We start from the raw sequence: 20094 nt of genomic DNA on the forward strand, positions 1-20094 counted from the left end.
TTGCCATCACTTGAAGCGATGGACGTTCGACAGCTGCTTGTTGACGCTGAAGTTCTTGCGGTAGATCAGTGCCATCTTGCCGATGACCTGAACCAGATCCGCTTTGCCGACCTTGCAGAGCTCTGCAATGGACGCCAGGCGCGATTCGCGATCGAGGATGTTGAGCTTGATCTTGATCAGCTCGTGATCCGCCAAAGCGCGTTCGAGTTCGGCTAACACACCTTCAGTCAAACCATTGTCTGCCACAATCAAAACTGGTTTCAGATGGTGGCCAATGGATTTGTACTGTTTCTTCTGCTCTTGAGTGAGCGGCATAATCTGACCCCTGCGTCTGATCTTGTAAAAAGCGGCGGCCAGTTTACCCGAGCGAGTCCGGGACCGCCCAGTTAATCACGACCCGTTTTAATTCCGAGGTATCCCGTGGCCCGTTCCAAGACAAGCCTTAAGTGGCTGCAAGAACATTTCAACGACCCATTCGTCAAAATGGCACAGAAAGACGGGTACCGTTCCCGCGCCAGCTACAAACTGCTGGAAATCCAGGAGAAGGACCGTTTGATCCGCCCGGGCATGAGCGTAATCGACCTGGGTGCGGCTCCGGGTGGCTGGTCGCAGGTGACCAGTCGTCTGATTGGCGGGCAGGGCACACTGATCGCTTCTGACATTCTTGAAATGGACAGCATCCCCGACGTCACCTTTATTCAAGGCGACTTTACCGAGGATGCCGTGCTGGCTCAGATCCTCGATGCCGTCGGAAATAAAGAAGTAGACCTTGTGATTTCCGACATGGCCCCCAATATGAGTGGATTGCCGGCCGTTGATATGCCGCGTGCGATGTTCCTGTGCGAATTGGCACTGGATCTGTCGACGCGGGTGCTCAAGCCCGGTGGTGATTTTTTGATCAAGATCTTCCAGGGCGAAGGTTTCGACGAGTTCCACAAGAGCGTTCGCCAGCAGTTCGAGAAGGTACAGATGCGCAAGCCGACTTCGTCGCGCGACCGTTCTCGCGAGCAGTACCTGCTGGGCCGCGGTTTCCGCGGTCGCAGTGAGGAATGAGTGAATTTTCGATCGGGGTGATAGGATTTTTGTATTACGCCTTGTCAGAATTAGCGAATATTGTGTAGGAAGTGTTTCACAAAGGGTTACAGACGGCGCCTGCCAAGTTGTAGGTAATGTAGTAAGTTAGGCCGGTGAATATCATGCGAAGCGCGCGCCAGTAGCGGAGCTTGCTTCAGAGGGTAGTTAATTGAACGATATGGCAAAGAATCTGATCCTGTGGTTGATCATCGCGGCTGTCCTGGTGACGGTGATGAACAACTTCTCCAGCCCTAACGAGCCGCAGACCCTCAACTATTCCGACTTCATCCAGCAGGTCAAGGATGGCAAGGTCGAGCGCGTGGCGGTTGATGGCTACGTGATTACCGGCAAACGCAACGATGGCGACAGCTTCAAGACCATTCGCCCGGCGATCCAGGACAACGGCCTGATCGGCGACCTGGTGGACAACCACGTCGTGGTCGAAGGCAAGCAGCCTGAGCAGCAAAGCATCTGGACCCAACTCCTCGTCGCCAGCTTCCCGATCCTGGTGATCATCGCCGTGTTCATGTTCTTCATGCGGCAGATGCAGGGCGGTGCCGGTGGCAAGGGCGGGCCGATGAGCTTTGGCAAGAGCAAGGCGCGCCTGCTCTCCGAGGATCAGGTGAAAACTACCCTGGCTGACGTTGCCGGTTGCGACGAAGCCAAGGAAGAAGTCGGTGAGCTGGTCGAGTTCCTGCGCGATCCGGGCAAGTTCCAGCGCCTGGGTGGCCGCATTCCTCGCGGTGTGCTGATGGTCGGTCCTCCGGGTACCGGTAAGACCCTGCTCGCCAAGGCTATCGCCGGCGAAGCCAAAGTACCTTTCTTCACCATTTCCGGCTCCGACTTCGTCGAGATGTTCGTCGGTGTGGGTGCCAGCCGTGTTCGCGACATGTTCGAACAGGCCAAGAAACACGCTCCATGCATCATCTTCATCGACGAAATCGATGCGGTCGGTCGCCATCGTGGCGCTGGCATGGGTGGCGGTCACGACGAACGCGAGCAGACGCTCAACCAGCTGCTGGTCGAGATGGACGGCTTCGAAATGAATGACGGCATCATCGTGATTGCCGCGACCAACCGTCCTGACGTGCTGGACCCTGCGTTGCTGCGTCCAGGCCGTTTCGACCGTCAGGTTGTGGTCGGTCTGCCGGACATTCGTGGCCGCGAACAGATTCTCAAGGTTCACATGCGCAAAGTGCCAATGGGTGACGACGTTGCTCCGGCCGTGATCGCTCGTGGTACCCCGGGCTTCTCCGGTGCTGACCTGGCCAACCTGGTGAACGAGGCATCGCTGTTCGCTGCCCGTGCGGGCAAACGCATCGTTGAGATGAAAGAGTTCGAACTGGCGAAAGACAAGATCATGATGGGCGCCGAGCGCAAATCCATGGTCATGTCCGAGAAAGAAAAGCAGAACACGGCTTATCACGAAGCGGGCCACGCCATTGTGGGGCGCGTCGTGCCTGAGCATGATCCGGTGTACAAGGTGTCGATCATCCCGCGCGGTCGTGCGTTGGGTGTGACCATGTTCCTGCCGGAAGAGGATCGTTACAGTCTGTCCAAGCGTGCATTGATCAGTCAGATCTGCTCGTTGTATGGCGGTCGTATCGCAGAAGAAATGACCCTGGGCTTCGATGGCGTGACCACCGGTGCCTCCAACGACATCATGCGTGCCAGCCAGATTGCGCGGAACATGGTGACCAAGTGGGGGCTTTCGGAAAAACTCGGGCCGTTGATGTATGCCGAAGAAGAGGGTGAAGTGTTCCTCGGTCGCGGCGGTGGCGGTCAAAGTGCAAGCTTCTCCGGTGAGACGGCCAAGCTGATCGACTCCGAAGTGCGCAGCATCATCGATCAGTGCTATGGCACGGCGAAGCAGATCCTCACCGACAACCGTGACAAGCTCGACGCCATGGCTGATGCCTTGATGAAGTACGAAACCATCGATGCCGAGCAGATCGACGACATCATGGCGGGTCGTACGCCTCGCGAGCCACGCGACTGGTCGGGTGGCACGGGTACTTCCGGCACCCCGCCGGTGGTGCAGGATGAGCGTCCGGAAACACCGATCGGCGGTCCTGCTGCTGACGTATAAGGTTTGAAATGACTTCTGTTCAGTCCTCGACCCGGTTGCCTTGCGGCAACCGGGTTCTTGATTTGGCCCAGACGCATGTCATGGGTATCCTCAATGTCACTCCTGATTCGTTCTCCGATGGTGGCCAATACAGCCAGTTCGACGCGGCCATGCGCCACGCCGAAGCCATGGTGGCGGCCGGTGCGACGCTGATCGATGTCGGTGGCGAATCCACCCGTCCTGGTGCCAGGGCGGTGTCGCCGCTTGAGGAGCTGGAGCGCGTAGCGCCAATTGTCGAGCGCATTGCTCGCGAGCTGGACGTCATCATCTCGGTCGATACCTCAACGCCAGCCGTCATGCGTGAAACTGCGCGTTTGGGTGCCGGGTTGATCAATGACGTACGTTCGTTGCGCCGCGATGGTGCGCTGGATGCCGCGGCGGCCACCGGTCTGCCGGTTTGCCTGATGCATATGCTGGGCGAGCCAGGCGATATGCAGGACAATCCGCAGTATCAGAACGTTACAAGGGAAGTCGGTGAGTTTCTCGCCGAGCGCATGGATCAGTGTTCGTTGGTGGGTATTCCAGCGGAGCGGATCATTCTTGACCCCGGCTTTGGTTTCGCCAAGACCTTGCAGCACAATCTGAGCTTGTTCAAACATATGGAAGCCCTGCATGCGCTGGGGCGACCCCTGTTGGTCGGGGTTTCGCGAAAGAGCATGATTGGCCAGGCATTGAATCGTCCGGTGGGAGACCGGCTGTATGGCGGTTTGGCGCTCGCGGCGCTGGCTTCGGCGAAAGGTGCGCGTATATTGCGCGTCCATGATGTAGCCGAAACAGTGGATGTGGTGCGGATGATCGCCGCAGTGGAATCAGCCGAATAAGAATGATGGAGCACTTATGAGCAAAAAATATTTTGGCACCGATGGTATTCGTGGGCGTGTCGGTGAATACCCGATTACTCCTGATTTCATGCTCAAGCTCGGCTGGGCTGCCGGCATGGCGTTCCGCAAGATGGGCGCCTGCAAGGTATTGGTAGGCAAGGACACCCGGATCTCCGGCTACATGTTCGAGTCTGCACTTGAAGCGGGGCTTACTTCCGCGGGTGCCGATGTGATGCTCCTTGGGCCAATGCCGACCCCGGCGATCGCCTACCTGACGCGCACCTTTCATGCCGAGGCCGGCATCGTGATCAGTGCGTCGCACAATCCGCATGATGACAACGGCATCAAGTTCTTCTCCGGCAAAGGCACCAAGCTTCCGGATGAGGTTGAGCTAATGATTGAAGAGTTGCTCGATACGCCAATGACCGTGGTGGAGTCGAGCAAGATCGGCAAAGTGTCGCGAATCAACGACGCATCGGGACGCTATATCGAATTCTGCAAGAGCAGCGTGCCCACCGGCACCAGCTTCACCGGAATGAAGATCGTGATCGATTGCGCTCACGGTGCAACTTATAAAGTGGCGCCGAGTGTGTTCCGTGAGTTGGGCGCGGAAGTCGTCGTGCTGTCGGCGCAGCCGAACGGGTTGAACATCAACGACAATTGCGGTTCGACCCACATGGGGCCGCTGCAGGCTGCCGTCGTGGCTGAACATGCCGATCTGGGCATCGCCTTCGATGGTGATGGCGATCGCGTTCAAATGGTCGACCACACGGGTGCGGTGGTCGATGGCGACGAGTTGCTGTTCATCATTGCCCGTGACCTGCATGAGCGCGACAAGCTGCAGGGCGGCGTGGTCGGAACCCTGATGAGTAACCTGGGGCTGGAACTGGCCTTGGCTGACCTCGGTGTTCCCTTTGTGCGTGCCAATGTCGGTGACCGCTATGTGATTGCCGAATTGCTGGAGCGCAACTGGATCGTGGGTGGTGAAAACTCCGGACACGTTGTGTGCTTCAGTCACACCACCACGGGTGATGCAATCATTGCCGCGCTGCAGGTGCTGATGGCGCTGCGCACGCGGGATGAAAGTCTGGCGCAGGCTCGTCAGGCGCTGCGCAAGTGCCCCCAGGTGCTGATCAATGTGCGTTTCGGCGGTGGTGCAAATCCCCTCGAGCATCCATCGGTCAAGGAGGCCAGCGAGCGTGTGACCCAGGCGATGGCAGGGCGTGGGCGTGTGCTGTTGCGCAAGTCCGGAACCGAGCCGCTGGTGCGTGTGATGGTTGAAGGCGAAGACGAAACCCTGGTTCGCGGCTATGCCGAAGAGCTGGCAAAACTGGTTACTGAAGTTTCTGCCTGAATTCGGCTTGCCAGCCTTGATTGTGTTGGGTAACATCTGCGCCCACTTTGACCGACGAGGTACAGCATGCGTCGCCCTATGGTAGCTGGTAACTGGAAGATGCACGGTACCCGCGCCAGCGTCGCTGAGCTGATCAACGGCCTTCGTGACTTGGCCTTGCCGAGCGGTGTTGATGTCGCGGTATTCCCGCCTTTTCTGCATATCAATCAAGTGATTGATGGCTTGAAGGGAAAGTCGATTTCGGTCGGCGCGCAGAATTCTGCGGTGGAGTCCGGGCAAGGTGCGTTGACTGGTGAGGTTGCACCGAGTCAGTTGGTGGATGCAGGTTGTTCCCTGGTGCTTGTCGGGCACTCCGAACGCCGCCAGATCATGGGCGAGCAAGACGGAATGCTGATCCGCAAGTTCGCAGCGGCACAGGCATGTGGCTTGATTCCGGTGTTGTGTATAGGGGAGACCCTTGAGCAGCGTGAGGCCGGAAAGACTCTTGAGGTTGTCTCGCGTCAGCTAGGCAGTATCATTGAGGAGCTGGGTGTCGGTGCCTTTGCCAAGGCAGTGATCGCTTACGAGCCGGTCTGGGCCATTGGTACCGGGCTGACTGCAACGCCACAACAGGCGCAGGATGTGCATGCAGCCATTCGCGCCCAGTTGGCGGCAGAGAATTCTGAAGTCGCACAAGGTGTGCGGCTTCTATACGGCGGCAGCGTGAAGGCGGCCAATGCGGTCGAACTGTTCGGCATGCCGGATATCGATGGGGGCCTCATTGGTGGGGCTTCCCTGAATGCAGATGAGTTCGGTGCGATTTGTCGCGCCGCGGGAAACTGAAAAAATGCTGGAAACAGTCGTAGTCGTTTTTCATCTGCTGGGTGCATTGGGCGTAGTAGCTCTGGTTTTGCTGCAGCAGGGTAAAGGTGCGGACGCTGGTGCGTCTTTCGGAGCAGGTGCTTCAAATACTGTGTTCGGAAGCCAAGGTTCCTCTACCTTTCTTAGTAAGTTTACTGCTATACTTGCCGCAGGTTTTTTCATAACCAGCTTGGGGTTAGGTTACTTTGCTAAAGAGAAGGCTCAAGAGCTGACTCAAGTAGGTCTCCCAAATCCAGCGGTACTGGAAGTTCCAAAGCAACAACCGGCTTCTGATGATGTCCCGGTGCTTCAAGAGCAAAAGTCGGCTACTCCAGCGACTGACGTGCCTCCAGCTCAAGAGCAGAAGTAAGAAGGGTTTCAAACGTAGTATTGCCGAGGTGGTGGAATTGGTAGACACGCAACCTTGAGGTGGTTGTGCCCATAGGGTGTAGGGGTTCGAGTCCCCTTCTCGGTACCAATTAGTCAGGAGAGCCCGCTGTTGCGGGCTTTCTTGCAGGTGGAAGGTTACATTGACCCTGTAGGGGATCGGTCGTATACTTCCGCCCCAGCTTTGTCGCGGGGTGGAGCAGTCTGGTAGCTCGTCGGGCTCATAACCCGAAGGTCGTCGGTTCAAATCCGGCCCCCGCAACCAGTTTAAGGAGCCCCTTTTAAGGGGCTTTTTGTTAGCTGGACACTTTCTACGCCGCTGTTCGACGGCGTTTCAAGGATGGGCGTTTCGCCCATTTTTTTATTTTGCATAGCATGCACATACATGCACTAGGGGGTTCAGGTGTCGAGCAAGCTAGAAGAGTTGCAGGCCTTGCTGGCCCCGGTGGTCGTGGCCCTAGGCTATGAATGCTGGGGTATCGAGTTTTCGGCTCAGGGTCGTCACTCGATGTTGCGCGTTTATATCGATAAAGAGGGCGGCGTGCTGGTGGACGATTGTGCCATCGTCAGCCGTCAGATCAGCGGTGTGCTGGATGTTGAAGATCCAATTTCCGTTGAATACACCCTTGAAGTTTCCTCGCCTGGCATGGAACGCCCTCTGTTCACTCTTGAGCAGTTTGCAAAATTTGCCGGTGAACAAGTGAAGATCAAGCTGCGCTCGCCTTTTGAAGGACGACGCAACTTTCAGGGCCTTCTGCGCGGCGTAGAAGAGCAGGATGTCGTGGTGCAGGTAGAAGACCATGAGTTCCTGTTGCCGATCGATATGATCGACAAGGCCAACATTATTCCCAGTTTTGACTGAGGCGTGCCAGATACTGCGGATCCCGCGGATCCAATGGCTTGCGAAAGGCGAGGCGTACGATGAGCAAAGAAGTACTGCTGGTTGTTGAGTCGGTATCCAACGAAAAGGGTGTACCGGCAAACGTGATTTTTGAAGCGCTGGAGCTGGCCCTGGCCACTGCGACCAAAAAGCGTTTCGAAGACGAAGTTGATCTGCGTGTGGAAATCAATCGCCACACGGGTGCCTACGAGACTTTCCGTCGCTGGACGGTCGTCGAAGAGGCAGACCTGGACGATCCGGCCATCGAAACCTGGCCGAGCAAGGTTGCCGAAACGCACCCTGGCGCCAAGGTCGGTGACGTTGTCGAAGAGAAAATCGAGTCCATCGAATTCGGCCGCATTGCTGCACAGACTGCCAAGCAAGTCATCGTGCAGAAAGTTCGCGAAGCCGAGCGAGCTCAGGTTGTTGATGCTTATCGCGAGCGCCTGGGCGAAATCATCTCCGGCACCGTGAAAAAAGTCACCCGCGACAACGTGATCGTTGATCTGGGCAACAACGCCGAAGCGTTGCTGGCCCGTGAAGACATCATTTCTCGCGAAACTTTCCGGGTTGGCGTGCGTCTGCGTGCGCTGCTCAAGGAAATCCGCACCGAGAACCGCGGCCCGCAGTTGATCCTGTCGCGTACCGCGCCGGAAATGCTGATCGAGTTGTTCCGCATCGAAGTGCCGGAAATTGCCGAAGGCCTGATCGAAGTGATGGCTGCGTCCCGTGATCCGGGATCCCGCGCCAAGATCGCCGTCCGCTCCAAGGACAAACGCATCGACCCGCAAGGCGCTTGCATCGGTATGCGCGGTTCGCGCGTCCAGGCAGTGTCGGGTGAGTTGGGCGGTGAGCGTGTTGACATCGTTCTGTGGGACGACAACCCGGCTCAGTTCGTGATCAACGCCATGTCCCCGGCCGAGGTTGCGGCAATTATCGTTGACGAAGATGCCCATGCAATGGACATCGCCGTTGGCGCAGACAATCTGGCTCAGGCCATCGGTCGCGGTGGTCAGAACGTGCGTCTGGCCAGCCAGTTGACTGGCTGGACCCTGAACGTGATGACCGAATCGGACATCCAGGCTAAGCAGCAAGCAGAAACCGGCGACATCCTGCGCAACTTCATCGACGAGCTGGAAGTCGACGAAGAGCTGGCTCAGGTGCTGGTAGATGAAGGCTTCACCAGCCTGGAAGAGATTGCCTACGTACCGCTGGAAGAAATGCTCAACATCGACGGCTTTGACGAGGAAATCGTCAACGAGCTTCGCGCTCGTGCCAAGGATCGCTTGTTGACCAAAGCCATCGCTACTGAGGAAAAGCTGGCAGACGCCCATCCGGCCGAAGACCTGCTCTCGCTTGAGGGTATGGACAAGGATTTGGCGATGGAACTGGCGGTGCGCGGCGTAGTTACCCGCGAAGACCTGGCCGAGCAGTCTATTGACGACCTGCTCGACATCGACGGCATTGACGATGATCGTGCCGGCAAGTTGATCATGGCCGCCCGAGCCCACTGGTTCGAGTAATTAGGCGCGGCCTGAGGAGAGAAGTGCATGACGCAAGTCACGGTGAAACAACTGGCCGATGAGGTCAAAACACCGGTAGAGCGCCTGTTGCAGCAGATGCGTGAGGCAGGTCTGCCGCACACCGCCGCCGAAGAAAGTGTGACTGACAGTGAGAAGCAATCGTTGCTGACTCACTTGAAAAGCAGCCACAAGGCGAAAGTGGAAGAACCACGCAAGATTACGCTGCAGCGTAAAACCACCAGCACCCTGCGGGTTGCTGGCAGCAAAAGCATCAGCGTTGAAGTACGCAAGAAGAAAGTCTTCGTACAGCGCAGCCCGGAAGAAATCGAAGCCGAGCGCAAGCGTGAACTGGATGAACGTCGCGCAGTAGAAAATGCTGCACGTCAGAAGGCTGAAGAAGAAGCCAAGCGTCGCGCCGAAGAAGAAGCGCGTCGCCAGCCTGCTGCTGCGCCGACCGCTCCAGCCGAACCTGTTGCAGCGCCTGCTGTGGTAGCCGAGCCAGTGCGTGAAAGCGCACCGGTTGTAGCTACCGCTCCGGCACCTGCGGCAGACACTCGCAAGCGCGACGAGCAACGCCGTCCGGACAAACCACGTGCCGACGACAACAATCGTCGCGGTGGTGGCGATGGCGAGCGCAAAAACGCTCCGCATCGTGCTTCGGTCAAGGAAAAGGCGCCAGCGCCACGCGTTGCCCCACGTACTACCGACGAAGAAAGCGATGGCTTCCGTCGTGGTGGTCGCGGCAAGGCCAAGCTGAAGAAGCGCAACGCCCACGGTTTCCAGAGCCCGACCGGCCCTGTCGTGCGCGAAGTGAAGATCGGCGAGACCATCACTGTGGGCGATCTGGCCCAGCAGATGTCGGTCAAGGCTGCTGAAATCATCAAGTTCATGTTCAAACTGGGTACTCCAGCGACCATCAACCAGGTACTGGATCAGGAAACTGCCCAGCTGGTTGCCGAAGAGCTGGGCCACAAAGTGACCCTGGTCAGCGACACCGCCCTGGAAGATTCCCTGGCCGAGTCCCTGAAGTTTGAAGGCGAGGCTGTTTCCCGTGCACCCGTCGTGACCGTAATGGGCCACGTTGACCACGGTAAGACTTCCCTGCTCGACTACATCCGTCGTGCCAAGGTTGCAGCTGGCGAAGCCGGCGGCATCACCCAGCACATCGGTGCGTACCACGTTGAAACCGACCGTGGCATGGTGACGTTCCTCGACACCCCTGGTCACGCCGCGTTTACCGCGATGCGTGCCCGTGGTGCCAAGGCGACCGACATCGTGATCCTCGTGGTTGCAGCGGACGACGGCGTAATGCCGCAAACCATCGAAGCTGTTCAGCATGCTCAGGCTGCTGGCGTTCCGCTGGTTGTCGCTGTGAACAAGATCGACAAGCCAGGCGCTGACCTCGATCGCATCCGTAGCGAACTGTCGGTACACGGCGTGACCTCGGAAGAGTGGGGTGGCGACACTCCATTCGTACCGGTTTCGGCGAAGATGGGTACCGGTGTAGACGAACTGCTCGAAGCCGTTCTGCTGCAAGCCGAAGTCCTGGAACTGACTGCAACCCCATCGGCTCCTGGCCGTGGTGTCGTGGTTGAATCCCGCCTGGACAAGGGCCGTGGCCCGGTGGCTACCGTGTTGGTTCAAGACGGTACCCTGCGTCAGGGCGACATGGTCCTGGTCGGTTCGAACTATGGTCGCGTTCGCGCCATGCTCGACGAGAACGGCAAGCCAATCAAGGAAGCCGGTCCGGCCATCCCTGTCGAGATTCTCGGCCTGGACGGTACCCCGGACGCTGGCGACGAGATGAGCGTGGTTGCCGACGAGAAGAAAGCCCGTGAAGTGGCTCTGTTCCGTCAAGGCAAGTTCCGCGAAGTCAAACTGGCTCGCGCTCACGCCGGCAAGCTGGAAAACATCTTCGAAAGCATGGGTCAGGAAGAGAAGAAGACGCTCAACATCGTCCTCAAATCCGACGTCCGTGGTTCGCTGGAAGCGTTGAACGGCGCCTTGAACGGCCTGGGTAACGACGAAGTGCAAGTGCGTGTGGTCGGTGGCGGCGTCGGTGGTATCACCGAATCCGATGCCAACCTGGCGCTGGCCTCCAACGCTGTACTGTTCGGCTTCAACGTGCGTGCCGATGCCGGCGCGCGCAAGATCGTCGAGCAGGAAGGTCTGGATATGCGTTACTACAACGTGATCTACGACATCATCGAAGACGTCAAGAAAGCCCTGACCGGTATGCTCGGCAGCGATGTTCGCGAGAACATCCTGGGCATCGCCGAAGTGCGTGACGTGTTCCGTTCGCCGAAGTTTGGCGCGATCGCCGGTTGCATGGTTATCGAAGGTGTTGTGCACCGTAACCGTCCAATCCGTGTACTGCGTGAAGACATCGTTATCTTCGAAGGCGAGCTGGAATCCCTGCGCCGCTTCAAGGATGACGCTTCCGAAGTACGTGCCGGCATGGAATGCGGTATCGGCGTGAAGAGCTACAACGACGTCAAGGTCGGTGACAAGATCGAAGTCTTCGAGAAGGTGCAGGTTGCTCGCAGCCTCTAACTCGCGCACTTCAGGAGCCGTGACGGGGAGCCGCATGCAAATGCGCAATTCGTCACCAGGACTCTAAACGCAACGCCCGGTCTGGCTTTTGTCAGGCCGGGCGTTTGCCGCTTTCAGACCCCACGGGTTTCACCGTGTGGCAGTAACAGGTAACAAGACATGGCAAAAGAATACAGCCGTACCCAACGTATCGGCGATCAGATGCAGCGTGAGCTGGCACAACTGATCCGTCGTGAAGTCAAAGATCCGCGCGTCGGCCTGGTCACCATTACCGCAGTGGAAGTCAGCCGTGACGTCGGTCACGCCAAGATCTTCATCACCGTGATGGGGCAGGACAGCGCCGAAGAAATCGCACAAAGCATCAAGGTGCTGAACTCCGCCGCCGGTTTCCTGCGCATGCAGCTGGCTCGCGAGATGAAGCTGCGCAGCGTTCCACAGCTGCACTTCCACTACGACGAAAGCGTCGTGCGTGGTGCGCATCTGTCGGCATTGATCGAGCGCGCAGTGGCTGAAGACAATCAGCATCCGGTTACGGCAGAAGCCGAAGACACCAAGGAGTAATCGGTGGCTCAGGTCAAACGTATCCGTCGCAACGTCAGCGGCATTATCCTTCTCGACAAGCCGCTGGGGTTCACCTCCAACGCGGCCTTGCAGAAGGTTCGCTGGTTGCTGAACGCCGAAAAGGCAGGTCATACCGGCAGTCTCGATCCCTTGGCCTCCGGCGTGTTGCCGCTGTGCTTCGGCGAGGCCACCAAGTTCTCGCAATACCTGCTCGATTCCGACAAGGGTTACGAAACCCTGGCGCAACTGGGCAAGACCACCACCACGGCGGATGCCGAAGGTGAAGTTTTGCAGGAGCGCCCGGTGACCGTTGGTCGCTCCGATATCGAGGCTGTACTGCCGAAATTTCGTGGGCAAATCAGTCAGATACCGCCGATGTACTCGGCGCTCAAGCGTGATGGCCAGCCGCTGTACAAGCTGGCTCGTGCAGGCGAAGTAGTGGAGCGCGAACCGCGTTCTGTTACTATTACGCGCTTGGAATTGCTGGCCTTCGAAGGAGATACTGCGCGGCTGGCGGTGGATTGCAGCAAAGGCACCTATATCCGTACCCTGGTGGAGGATATCGGTGAGCAACTCGGTTGTGGCGCTTACGTTGCAGAACTGCGACGTACCCAGGCCGGGCCATTCACCCTGGCGCAGACGGTTACTCTCGAAGAGCTGGAAGCGGTACATGCCGAAGGCGGCAACGAAGCGGTCGATCGCTTCCTGATGCCATCGGACAGCGGCCTGCTGGATTGGCCACTGTTGCAGTTCTCGGAAGCAAGTGCGTTCTACTGGCTCAACGGCCAGCCGGTACGTGCCCCGGATGCTCCGAAGTTCGGCATGGTGCGGGTACAGGATCACAATGGTCGCTTCATCGGTATCGGTGAAGTGAGCGAAGACGGGCGCATCGCGCCGCGTCGACTGATTCGGTCAGAATGACCGAACGAGGGTGGCTGTTAACAGGCACGGTCACTACTCATTTTTAGATACAGGGATTTGTCCCTGGCCTGTTGAAACTGTTTTTCGACAAACAGTTTCCTGATAAAAGGATTGCCTCATGGCTCTCGACGTTCAAGAAAAAGCTCAAATCGTTGCTGACTACCAGCAAGCTGTTGGTGACACTGGTTCGCCAGAAGTGCAAGTTGCACTGCTGACCGCCAACATCAACAAGCTGCAAGGTCACTTCAAGGCCAACGGTAAAGACCACCACTCCCGTCGTGGTCTGATCCGCATGGTTAACCAGCGTCGTAAGCTGCTGGACTACCTGAAAGGCAAGGATCTGGGTCGCTATCAGACTCTGATCGGTCGCCTGGGTCTGCGTCGCTAATAAGCGATTGCGCTAGAGGTTGGTTGTCTGTCGTGCACCAGCGGGTTTCCCGCCGGCGCATGGCAGGCTCCCAGCCTCAAGTTTTATCTGGATACCTGCTTTGCCTGAGTAACACCTGGACAAACCGGTCGGGCCGATTCCCGACATTGCCCAAGAATTTCGCAAGAAACCAGTTCCCCCAAGAGCCACAAAGAAGGTAGGACACCGTGAACCCGGTAATCAAAAAATTCCAGTTCGGTCAGTCGACCGTTACCCTCGAGACTGGCCGCATCGCCCGTCAGGCCTCCGGCGCAGTATTGGTCACCGTTGACGACGACGTCAGCGTATTGGTGACCGTAGTCGGTGCCAAGCAAGCCGATCCAGGCAAGGGCTTCTTCCCTCTGTCTGTTCACTACCAGGAAAAGACTTACGCTGCCGGCAAGATCCCTGGCGGTTTCTTCAAGCGCGAAGGCCGTCCTTCCGAGAAAGAAACCCTGACTTCCCGACTGATCGACCGTCCGATCCGTCCGCTGTTCCCTGAAGGCTTCATGAACGAAGTGCAGGTTGTCTGCACCGTCGTTTCCACCAGCAAAAAGACCGATCCGGACATCGCTGCGATGATCGGTACCTCGGCTGCCCTGGCGATCTCCGGCATTCCTTTCGATGGCCCGATCGGCGCTGCCCGCGTTGCTTTCCACGAAAGCACCGGCTACCTGCTGAACCCGACTTACGAGCAGCAAGCTGCTTCGAGCCTGGACATGGTCGTTGCCGGTACTTCGGACGCCGTGCTGATGGTTGAATCGGAAGCCAAAGAGCTGACCGAAGACCAGATGCTGGGCGCGGTACTGTTTGCTCACGACGAGTTCCAGGTTGTGATCAACGCGGTCAAAGAACTGGCTGCCGAAGCTGCCAAGCCAACCTGGACCTGGGCTCCTGCGCCAGAAGCCACCGAACTGCTGGGCGCTATCCGTGCCGAGTTCGGCGAAGCGATCTCCCAAGCCTACACCATCACTGTCAAGGCCGACCGTTACGCTCGCCTGGGCGAGTTGAAGGACCAGGTCGTTGCCAAGCTGTCCGGTGAAGAAGGCCAGCCTTCCGCTTCCGACGTCAAAGCGGCTTTCGGTGAAATCGAATACCGCACTGTTCGCGAAAACATCGTAAACGGCAAGCCACGTATCGACGGTCGCGACACCAAGACCGTACGTCCGTTGAACATCGAAGTCGGTGTTCTGCCAAAAACCCACGGTTCGGCCCTGTTCACCCGTGGCGAAACCCAGGCTCTGGTCGTTGCAACTCTGGGTACTGCCCGTGATGCACAGCTGCTCGATACCCTGGAAGGCGAGAAAAAAGACCCGTTCATGCTGCACTACAACTTCCCTCCGTTCTCGGTGGGCGAGTGTGGTCGCATGGGTGGTGCTGGTCGTCGTGAAATCGGTCACGGCCGTCTGGCCCGTCGTTCGGTTTCGGCCATGCTGCCTGCCGCTGACGTGTTCCCGTACACCATCCGTGTAGTGTCGGAAATCACCGAATCCAACGGTTCGAGCTCGATGGCATCCGTTTGCGGCGCTTCCCTGGCCCTGATGGACGCTGGCGTTCCAATGAAGGCTCCGGTTGCCGGTATCGCCATGGGTCTGGTTAAAGAAGGCGAGAAATTCGCCGTCCTGACCGACATCCTGGGTGACGAAGACCACCTGGGTGACATGGACTTCAAGGTAGCCGGTACTGCCAAAGGCGTAACCGCGCTGCAGATGGACATCAAGATCAAGGGCATCACCGAAGAAATCATGGAGATCGCTCTGGGCCAAGCCCTGGAAGCGCGCCTGAACATCCTCGGCCAGATGAACCAGATCATTGGCCAGTCGCGTACCGAACTGTCGGCCAACGCTCCGACCATGATCGCGATGAAAATCGACACCGACAAGATCCGTGACGTTATCGGTAAAGGCGGCGCGACCATCCGTGCGATCTGCGAAGAAACCAAGGCTTCGATCGACATCGAAGACGACGGATCGATCAAGATCTTCGGCGAAACCAAGGAAGCTGCTGAAGCTGCACGTCAGCGCGTTCTGGGTATCACCGCTGAAGCCGAGATCGGCAAGATCTACGTGGGCAAGGTTGAGCGCATCGTCGACTTCGGCGCATTCGTCAACATCCTGCCAGGCAAGGACGGTCTGGTTCACATCTCCATGCTGAGCGACGCTCGCGTAGAGAAAGTGACCGACATCCTGAAAGAAGGCCAGGAAGTGGAAGTGCTGGTACTGGACGTGGACAACCGCGGCCGTATCAAGCTGTCCATCAAAGACGTGGCAGCAGCCAAGGCTTCGGGCGTTTAATCGCGCCTTACGCCTGACCGCTTCAACGTTGTAAAAAAATCCCCCGCCGTGAAAACGACGGGGGATTTTTTTGTCTGCGAAACATCGAGACATTGCGCGAAGTTGCCGGACCTCGATAGCAATGCTAGGTTTAGCCCACCGCCCGTGTAGCTCAGCCGGTAGAGCAGCGCACTCGTAACGCGAAGGTCGCAGGTTCGATTCCTGTCTCGGGCACCATCTCCCCTATGGTTATTTCACCTTTCTGCTCAAGTCCTCGACGGTCCGCTTGAGGTTGTCGGGTTCGCGGTCCTGATCGCTGATTTCCCGTTTCAGGCTGGAAATCCCGCTGCTGTCTGAACTTCTCGCCGCCATCAGCGCATCCTGTGCACAACTTTTTGTGGGGAGATGTAAAGAGACGTGCAAATCGTCCGACAAACATCCTATATTCGGAGCCTGCATGAGCTTCGCCCAGCAGTTTTCAGATGATCCCGAATGGTTCTGAAGGCCAGACAGACCGGACTACAAGCGGTTCTTCTGCGTCAGAGAGATCCTTGATGATCCAGATCCATCTTCCATTCCCCAGATCAGCGAGAACGACATGACCGTAAAAGAATTGAGCCAAGAAAAAAGACACGAAGAAGCCCTCAAGAAGTACATGCTGGACGCGCCCGAATTGATGGAGGAGATCAAGGACTTGAGTCCGGACGATCAGAAAGACCAGATTCAATGGGCCTTCGAGGATGAAGCCGAAGCCCAGGGCTTGCAGCCATGGGAACTGACGCTCAAGTACACCTCGACCCCGGAGGAGTACGAGACAGAACGCTTGAAGTTGCACAAAGAAGCGGCCGAGGTGTTGGGCGTCGAGTGGGAAGAGTACTGCGAGATGAACAATCTGGTGGTTTGACACTCATGTAGGAGCGAGCTTGCTCGCGATGGTCGTTAACGATAACGCGTGTTTACTGGTTAAACATGGCGCTCTCAGGTACATCGCGTGCAAGCTCGCTCCTACAGTTTTTGCAACTCACATACGTGTGATCAGATACTCAGACGCATCGACAGATCGACCGCCTTCACATCCTTGGTCATTGCACCGATCGAAATGTAATCCACACCGGTCCGGGCAATCGGCAGCAACGTGCTCTCGTTGATCCCGCCGCTGGCCTCCAGCTTGGCCTTGCCAGCATTCAGGCGCACGGCTTCGCGCATGTCGTCCAGGCTCAGTTCGTCGAGCATGATGATGTCGGCACCGGCCGCCAGCGCTTCTTTCAGTTCATCCAGGCTTTCCACTTCAATCTCGACCGGCTTGCCCGGGGCGATCTTGTGCGCGGCCGCGATGGCCTGCGCGATGCCGCCGCTGGCGGCGATGTGGTTTTCCTTGATCAGGAAGGCGTCATAGAGGCCGATGCGGTGGTTGTGGCAACCGCCGCAGGTTACGGCGTACTTTTGCGCCAGGCGCAGCCCCGGCAGCGTTTTGCGGGTGTCGAGCAGCTTGACCTGAGTCTCGGCCACAAAGTCCGCCAGGTATTGCGCGCGGGTGGCGACACCCGAGAGCAGTTGCAGGAAGTTCAGGGCGCTGCGTTCACCGGTCAACAGTGACCGCGCCGGGCCTTCGAGGTGGAACAGCACCTGATTGGGCGTCACCCGTTCACCGTCTGCAACCTGCCAGTGCACCGCCACCCGTGGGTCCAGTTGCCGAAACACGTTATCCACCCAGGCGGTGCCGCTGATGACGGCCGCATCGCGGGTGATGATGGTGGCTGTGGCCAGGCGTTCGGCCGGGATCAACTGCGCGGTGATATCGCCGCTGCCGATGTCTTCAAGCAACGCACGGCGCACGTTGGCTTCGATTTCGGCGGTCAGATCGGCGAGACGTAGATTCGGCATAACGGACTCCACAAACAAAGTGGCTCGATTATAGGGCCATGGCGCGGACCAACCCAAGGCATCAGAGCATTACGTTGGCAATGGCGCCTGCATTTGGTCGAATCCCTGAGGGTGTCGGTGTGGGCCATCGATACCGAGCAAACGCCTGTTTGAGATGAGATGCAGAGTCTTCTGGCGCAAAGGTGAGCTTTTACAAGATAATTCGCCTTGTATTTGACGTCATCGGTTTGACGAGTCGAAGCATCACCGTTCCAGGGAGGCCGAATGCACAACGACGGGAATGTAGTGCCTTTGCACAAGGCAACTACCGACCAGGTGGCTCAATCGCCACTCGCCCGACTGCCGGCGATTCTTCTCCAGGTCCGCGACAAGGCCGCACAACAGCTGCGACACGGATTGCAGGCGTTGTTCGATAACGCCGACGACACCCTCTTCGAAATGGCCGACCGAGCTCGCTGTGACGTCGAGCAGAACATCTTCTTTCAAACAATGCGCGATTTGCGTCTCAAGCACAAAAGCATCGAGCGGGTGTTTCTCGAGCAGTTTTTCGGCGCGTTCATCCGGCTTGCCCAGTACGACCCTGCCATTGCAGCCATGCCCCAGGCCTTGGCGGCCGATGCATCCTTGGCACAAACTGATGACGAGCGGGAGCGCTCAGTCGCGGTGGACGCGATGGTCAGCCGGGTGCTGGACCGCGACGGGTTGGCCCTGGATCAACTGACGGCCCGACTCTGCGCCTTGTCGGGCAAGGCGTTGGGCGATCTGCACAACCCCCTGAGCCCGGCGATGCTCTGCGAATACTTCTTGCAGGCTGCACGCCAGCTGGGGCTGGAGATCAAGGTCAAGCTGATCATCCTCGGGTTGTTCGAGCGTTATGTGCTCAGCGAGACCGATCAACTTTACGCCGAAGCCAATCAACTGCTGCTTGCTACCGGTGTGTTGCCCGGCCTTAAACCGGCCCCGGTGCGCCGTACCATGGACCGGCCTGACAGCGCCCCCGTCGAATCGACTGATGAGGGCGCTACTGCGGCCTGCTTGCCCATCGATGACAATGTCCAGGAGGTTTTCGCCGCGTTGCAGGCCCTGCTGTTCAACGTTCGCGGCAGCCTGTCTCCAACGCTGGAAGTCAGTGCCACTGCGCTGCCGATATCCACGCGCGATCTGTTGCGCCTGCTGTCGCATTTGCAGCAATACGTGCCGGCTCCGGAAGTCGTGGACGATTTTGACCTGCGCAATCAGCTCGAACAGTTACTCACCCGGGTCAGCGTCAAAAGTGGCAGGTCGCGGGTTCTCGGGGAGGCCGATGAAGATGTGATCAACCTGGTCGCCATGCTGTTCGAATGCATGCGCGATGATCGCAATCTGCCGGATCCCCTCAAGGCGCTGATCGGCCGATTGCAGATTCCACTGGTCAAGGTGGCCGTGCTCGACAAGAGTTTCTTCAGTCGCAGCAGTCACCCGGCACGACGCCTGCTCAACGAAATCGCCAGCGCGGCAATGGGGTGGGATGCCTGTGACGATCATCAGCGTGACAGCCTGTACGTGCGCATCGATCAGGTCGTACAACGTTTGTTGAATGACTTTGTCGATGAGCCCGCGATATTTTCCGAACTGCTGGCCGATTTTCTCGCGTTTACCCAGGACGAGCGCCGTCGCAGCGAGTTGCTCGAACAACGCATTCGTGATGCCGAGGAAGGACGGGCCAAGACCGGGCTGGCCCGCCAGCGTGTCGAGCAGGTGCTGAATCAGGCGTTGTTTGGCAAGTTCCTGCCGCAAGGCGTGTTGGGGTTTGTCCAGGAGGCCTGGAGCAAAGTACTGCTGTTGACGTACCTCAAGCATGGCGATCAGTCGGCAGAGTGGCATGCCGATGTGCGTACCCTGGAGCAATTGGTCTGGAGCGTTCAGCGCCACCACGAGTCCGATGCGACCAGGATGTTGGCCCTGATACCGGATTTGCTCAAGTCGTTGCGCGACGGACTGAGCTCATCGGCGTTCGATCCATTTGCCGCCAGTGAATTTTTCAGCGAGCTGGAAAGCTTGCACGTTCAGGCAGCGGGGGGCGCATCCGCCAGTGCGTCGCTGATGATCGAAGTGCTGATGCCTGTCGTCCTGCACATGGCTGACGAAAGTCAGGTGCACAGTGAGCCGATACGTTTGCTGGCGGACGATGCGGGGTTGCGTCAGGTCGATAAAATGCTTCCGGGCTGCTGGGTCGAATTTCAGGAAGACCCGGAAAACAGCCTTCGCTGCAAACTGGTGGCCATCATTGCAACCACCGGCCAATACATCTTCGTCAACCGCACCGGCATGAAAGTGCTCGAGCGCAGTCGCCCTGACCTGGCCCTGGAGCTGCGCAATGGCGTGGCGCGAGTGCTTGACGACACCTTGCTGTTCGAGCGAGCTCTCGAGCGGGTGATCGGCAACCTCAAGCGCGGCAAGTGATCGCGCCTTGGGGGAATATCGCGGCATACTGTGCCAACACAGTCGAC

General features: G+C 58.0%; 18 protein-coding genes and 3 tRNA genes. 18 read left to right on the forward strand and 3 right to left on the reverse strand.

Going from position 1 to position 20094, the window contains the following annotated elements:
• Positions 1–6: 6 nt before the first annotated feature.
• Entirely contained in the window at positions 7–315 is a 309-nt protein-coding gene (locus KSS91_RS04310) for a YhbY family RNA-binding protein (protein ID WP_007942889.1), read from the reverse strand.
• Positions 316–420: 105 nt separating this feature from the next.
• On the opposite strand from KSS91_RS04310, the gene rlmE reads away from it, so the two are divergent.
• From rlmE to KSS91_RS04390, 16 genes are all read left to right on the forward strand, one after another.
• Positions 421–1053 (forward strand): 23S rRNA (uridine(2552)-2'-O)-methyltransferase RlmE, encoded by a 633-nt coding sequence (gene rlmE / locus KSS91_RS04315; RefSeq protein ID WP_007988685.1) that lies wholly within the window; start codon positions 421–423, stop codon positions 1051–1053.
• A 199-nt stretch (positions 1054–1252) separates the two neighbouring features.
• Positions 1253–3163 (forward strand): ATP-dependent zinc metalloprotease FtsH, encoded by a 1911-nt coding sequence (gene ftsH, locus KSS91_RS04320; protein WP_015093436.1) that lies wholly within the window; start codon positions 1253–1255, stop codon positions 3161–3163.
• A gap of 8 nt (positions 3164–3171) precedes the next feature.
• Entirely contained in the window at positions 3172–4023 is an 852-nt protein-coding gene (gene folP, locus KSS91_RS04325) for a dihydropteroate synthase (protein ID WP_217837160.1), read from the forward strand.
• 16 nt (positions 4024–4039) lie between these two features.
• The gene (gene glmM, locus KSS91_RS04330) at positions 4040–5377 is read left to right on the forward strand and encodes a phosphoglucosamine mutase (RefSeq protein WP_217837161.1); all 1338 of its coding nucleotides are present in this window, start codon (positions 4040–4042) and stop codon (positions 5375–5377) included.
• A 66-nt stretch (positions 5378–5443) separates the two neighbouring features.
• Complete coding sequence (tpiA, locus tag KSS91_RS04335; protein ID WP_095965943.1) at positions 5444–6199, forward strand: triose-phosphate isomerase; 756 nt, start codon at positions 5444–5446, stop codon at positions 6197–6199.
• Between the two features lie 4 nt (positions 6200–6203).
• On the forward strand, positions 6204–6587 hold the full coding sequence (gene secG / locus KSS91_RS04340) for a preprotein translocase subunit SecG (RefSeq protein ID WP_060541200.1): 384 nt from the start codon (positions 6204–6206) through the stop codon (positions 6585–6587).
• 22 nt (positions 6588–6609) lie between these two features.
• Positions 6610–6695: transfer RNA gene (locus KSS91_RS04345), tRNA-Leu, on the forward strand.
• Positions 6696–6792: 97 nt separating this feature from the next.
• Positions 6793–6869: transfer RNA gene (locus tag KSS91_RS04350), tRNA-Met, on the forward strand.
• A gap of 138 nt (positions 6870–7007) precedes the next feature.
• Positions 7008–7466, forward strand: coding sequence for a ribosome maturation factor RimP (gene rimP, locus KSS91_RS04355; protein ID WP_007973115.1), 459 nt, complete (start codon positions 7008–7010; stop codon positions 7464–7466).
• A 59-nt stretch (positions 7467–7525) separates the two neighbouring features.
• Positions 7526–9007, forward strand: coding sequence for a transcription termination factor NusA (gene nusA / locus KSS91_RS04360; protein WP_007973112.1), 1482 nt, complete (start codon positions 7526–7528; stop codon positions 9005–9007).
• A 27-nt stretch (positions 9008–9034) separates the two neighbouring features.
• Entirely contained in the window at positions 9035–11560 is a 2526-nt protein-coding gene (gene infB, locus KSS91_RS04365) for a translation initiation factor IF-2 (RefSeq protein ID WP_126049202.1), read from the forward strand.
• A gap of 159 nt (positions 11561–11719) precedes the next feature.
• The gene (gene rbfA, locus KSS91_RS04370; protein WP_008047443.1) at positions 11720–12121 is read left to right on the forward strand and encodes a 30S ribosome-binding factor RbfA; all 402 of its coding nucleotides are present in this window, start codon (positions 11720–11722) and stop codon (positions 12119–12121) included.
• A 3-nt stretch (positions 12122–12124) separates the two neighbouring features.
• Positions 12125–13042 (forward strand): tRNA pseudouridine(55) synthase TruB, encoded by a 918-nt coding sequence (truB, locus tag KSS91_RS04375; protein ID WP_007973105.1) that lies wholly within the window; start codon positions 12125–12127, stop codon positions 13040–13042.
• A gap of 118 nt (positions 13043–13160) precedes the next feature.
• A complete protein-coding gene (rpsO, locus tag KSS91_RS04380) occupies positions 13161–13430 on the forward strand; it encodes a 30S ribosomal protein S15 (protein WP_015093441.1) in 270 nt (89 codons plus the stop codon).
• 206 nt (positions 13431–13636) lie between these two features.
• Complete coding sequence (gene pnp / locus KSS91_RS04385; protein WP_056854971.1) at positions 13637–15742, forward strand: polyribonucleotide nucleotidyltransferase; 2106 nt, start codon at positions 13637–13639, stop codon at positions 15740–15742.
• 140 nt (positions 15743–15882) lie between these two features.
• Positions 15883–15958, forward strand: a tRNA-Thr gene (locus KSS91_RS04390).
• A gap of 12 nt (positions 15959–15970) precedes the next feature.
• On the opposite strand, the gene KSS91_RS28465 is transcribed toward KSS91_RS04390, so the two are convergent.
• Entirely contained in the window at positions 15971–16093 is a 123-nt protein-coding gene (locus KSS91_RS28465) for a hypothetical protein (protein WP_263986918.1), read from the reverse strand.
• A gap of 226 nt (positions 16094–16319) precedes the next feature.
• Here KSS91_RS28465 and KSS91_RS04395 point away from each other — a divergent pair, with 226 nt between their 5' ends.
• A complete protein-coding gene (locus KSS91_RS04395) occupies positions 16320–16625 on the forward strand; it encodes a DUF6388 family protein (RefSeq protein WP_217837162.1) in 306 nt (101 codons plus the stop codon).
• 131 nt (positions 16626–16756) lie between these two features.
• Here the strand turns inward: KSS91_RS04395 and nadC are convergent, their stop codons facing one another.
• Positions 16757–17605 (reverse strand): carboxylating nicotinate-nucleotide diphosphorylase, encoded by an 849-nt coding sequence (nadC, locus tag KSS91_RS04400; protein WP_015093443.1) that lies wholly within the window; start codon positions 17603–17605, stop codon positions 16757–16759.
• 264 nt (positions 17606–17869) lie between these two features.
• Here nadC and KSS91_RS04405 point away from each other — a divergent pair, with 264 nt between their 5' ends.
• Entirely contained in the window at positions 17870–20047 is a 2178-nt protein-coding gene (locus KSS91_RS04405) for a DUF1631 domain-containing protein (RefSeq protein WP_217837163.1), read from the forward strand.
• Positions 20048–20094 lie beyond the last annotated feature (47 nt).

It is taken from the genome of Pseudomonas azerbaijanorientalis, assembly GCF_019139795.1.
GTDB lineage: Bacteria > Pseudomonadota > Gammaproteobacteria > Pseudomonadales > Pseudomonadaceae > Aquipseudomonas > Aquipseudomonas laurylsulfatiphila.

Bases quoted from the DNA above. Each gene is read 5' to 3' on its own strand.
- glmM (WP_217837161.1), top strand. From the start codon at position 4,040: ATGAGCAAAAAATATTTTGGCACCGATGGTATTCGTGGGCGTGTCGGT.
- nadC (WP_015093443.1), bottom strand. From the start codon at position 17,605: ATGCCGAATCTACGTCTCGCCGATCTGACCGCCGAAATCGAAGCCAAC.
- ftsH (WP_015093436.1), top strand. From the start codon at position 1,253: ATGGCAAAGAATCTGATCCTGTGGTTGATCATCGCGGCTGTCCTGGTG.
- KSS91_RS04310 (WP_007942889.1), bottom strand. From the start codon at position 315: ATGCCGCTCACTCAAGAGCAGAAGAAACAGTACAAATCCATTGGCCAC.
- infB (WP_126049202.1), top strand. From the start codon at position 9,035: ATGACGCAAGTCACGGTGAAACAACTGGCCGATGAGGTCAAAACACCG.
- KSS91_RS04405 (WP_217837163.1), top strand. From the start codon at position 17,870: ATGCACAACGACGGGAATGTAGTGCCTTTGCACAAGGCAACTACCGAC.
- rpsO (WP_015093441.1), top strand. From the start codon at position 13,161: ATGGCTCTCGACGTTCAAGAAAAAGCTCAAATCGTTGCTGACTACCAG.
- KSS91_RS28465 (WP_263986918.1), bottom strand. From the start codon at position 16,093: ATGGCGGCGAGAAGTTCAGACAGCAGCGGGATTTCCAGCCTGAAACGG.
- nusA (WP_007973112.1), top strand. From the start codon at position 7,526: ATGAGCAAAGAAGTACTGCTGGTTGTTGAGTCGGTATCCAACGAAAAG.
- KSS91_RS04395 (WP_217837162.1), top strand. From the start codon at position 16,320: ATGACCGTAAAAGAATTGAGCCAAGAAAAAAGACACGAAGAAGCCCTC.
- rbfA (WP_008047443.1), top strand. From the start codon at position 11,720: ATGGCAAAAGAATACAGCCGTACCCAACGTATCGGCGATCAGATGCAG.
- secG (WP_060541200.1), top strand. From the start codon at position 6,204: ATGCTGGAAACAGTCGTAGTCGTTTTTCATCTGCTGGGTGCATTGGGC.
- tpiA (WP_095965943.1), top strand. From the start codon at position 5,444: ATGCGTCGCCCTATGGTAGCTGGTAACTGGAAGATGCACGGTACCCGC.
- folP (WP_217837160.1), top strand. From the start codon at position 3,172: ATGACTTCTGTTCAGTCCTCGACCCGGTTGCCTTGCGGCAACCGGGTT.